This window comes from Polaromonas sp. P1_G4 (genome assembly GCF_056405475.1).
Genome location: NZ_JBFUCA010000693.1, coordinates 1 through 1,771, shown reverse-complemented (window position 1 = coordinate 1,771; position 1,771 = coordinate 1). Strand labels below are relative to the sequence as shown.

Sequence of the window (1,771 nt, the reverse complement as noted above, 5' to 3'; positions counted from 1 at the left end):
GCTGGGGCCCTTCAGCCCGAACTCCATGGACACATGGGCGGCAATGGCGTTGTGCATGGCCAGCACGACCGTCATGGGGCGCAGCCGCGCCACTTTTTGCTCCAGCAATGCCGTGTAAGCCACATCCGTGGATCCTGCGCCGCCGCTGCCTGTGCCCAGCGAGACGCCGAAACGCTCGGGTGCGAAGCCACCCTCAGGGCCCCATCCAGCCTGCGCCATGGCTTCGCGGCCAGCCACCACCGCGAGCTGGCTGACCCGGTCCATGGTCAGGAGACGGGCGCGGGGGAAATGCTGGTCCGGGTCGAACTGGACGGCGCCGGCCAGCACGCTTTCGCTGCCGGTGGGAAAGCCAATGTCAATGCCCCGGATGCCGGAGCGGGCGGAAAGCAGGGACTCGAAGAATGCGGGAGTGCCGGTTCCAACGGCGGAAACAACGCCAAGACCCGTGATGGCTACGCGACGCATGGGCGGTCTGGCGGGCCCGGCAGGGCTCAGGCGGCGGGCTTGCCTGATGGCAGCAGGGGTTCAATCAGCTGGACCATTTCGGCGAGGGTGCGCGGCGGGCTGGCCTGGTCCGGAATCTGAATGCCAAACTGGTCTTCAATCTGGAACAGAAATTCGATGACGGCGAGGGAGTCAAGGCCCAGGCTCTCCAGCGTGGCATCCGGCAGCAGTTTTTCTTCGCTGATGCCAAATGTCTCGGCAAAAAGATTAATCAAATCAGAATTCATCACGAACCAGTAAATATGTAATGCGAACCGCCATTGTCCCACCATCGATATGACGGCCGGCCTCTTCGGGCCTGTAGGGGCATTTTACAAAAGCAGCCGCGTTGTTTTCGTACCTCAGGGCGTGTACATCTGCCTGACGGCGTCCGACAGGCTGAAGGTCCCCAATAATTCACCCAGATAACTAATGGGCGCCGGCGCGACAGCTGCCGCACCAATTTCTGCCCGCAGGCGCGCATTGCTGAACACCGCGTCGGCGGTCAGGAAAGGCAAATACGGCTGCAATGCTTCAAACATCCAGCGTTGGCGGGCAAACTTCGGTGTGGGCACGAAGTCCCTGCCGCGCATTACCATCTTGCCGATGCCGGGCATGCTGGCTTTCAGTTCTTCGGCCAGCGCCGCGAACGTCATGGAGTCTTCGCCCGTGGACACGTGATAGCAATCGTGCCGGAGCTCGTCCTTGAGCAACATCTCGGCGAAGGCGCTTGCGATGAAATCCACCGGCGCGAAGTCAAGTTTGCCCAAGGGGTCCAGCGGCACATCACCAAGTTCGGCCATGACCGGGATGGACCACAACATGTTGCGGGCCAGTTTGGCGTCGTCAATCCCGCGCGACAGCACAATGCCCGGGCGCAAACTCACAAAAGGATGGCCTTTGCCGCGCAGCAGTGTTTCGGCATCGCGTTTGGACCTGATGTAGTCGTTGGCATAGCCGGCAAACGGCATGTCTTCGGTGATCACGCCGCGCGGCTCGGTGGTCACTGCCGCCGTTCCAACAAAAAAACCGCGTTGTGAGGGCCGCAGGTCTTTCAGGATGCCGGAAAAATGCTCGGCGGCCTTGAGATTGATGGGATAGACCCCGGCACCGGGCTTGAACGAGGTACTGGCCGCCGAATGCAGGATGACGTCGGCCGATTGGAGAACTGCCGCGCTGAGGCCAAAACCGGGCTCGACCACATCGCCGGCCTCGGCAGACACCATGTCGGCAAATTCGGGCTTCCAGAGGACGCTCTTTTTCAGGCGATCCAGCAGACGGTCACGGG

At 61.7% G+C, this 1,771-nt stretch carries 3 protein-coding genes; all 3 read right to left on the bottom strand.

Annotation, left to right across the window (positions count from 1 at the left end; genetic code table 11):
• A partial coding sequence (locus AC1D1X_RS22325) for a beta-ketoacyl synthase N-terminal-like domain-containing protein (protein WP_477699222.1) occupies nucleotides 1-465 on the bottom strand: 465 nt, incomplete at its 3' end.
• 26 nt (nucleotides 466-491) lie between these two features.
• Nucleotides 492-776 carry an acyl carrier protein gene (locus AC1D1X_RS22320; protein ID WP_477672811.1) on the bottom strand — a complete coding sequence of 95 codons (285 nt, stop codon included), beginning with the start codon at nucleotides 774-776 and terminating at the stop codon, nucleotides 492-494.
• Nucleotides 777-845: 69 nt separating this feature from the next.
• A partial coding sequence (locus AC1D1X_RS22315) for an SDR family oxidoreductase (protein WP_477699221.1) occupies nucleotides 846-1,771 on the bottom strand: 926 nt, incomplete at its 5' end.

Excerpts from the sequence above, each read along its gene's own strand:
- AC1D1X_RS22320 (WP_477672811.1), bottom strand. The coding sequence starts at position 776 with ATGGTGGGACAATGGCGGTTCGCATTACATATTTACTGGTTCGTGATG.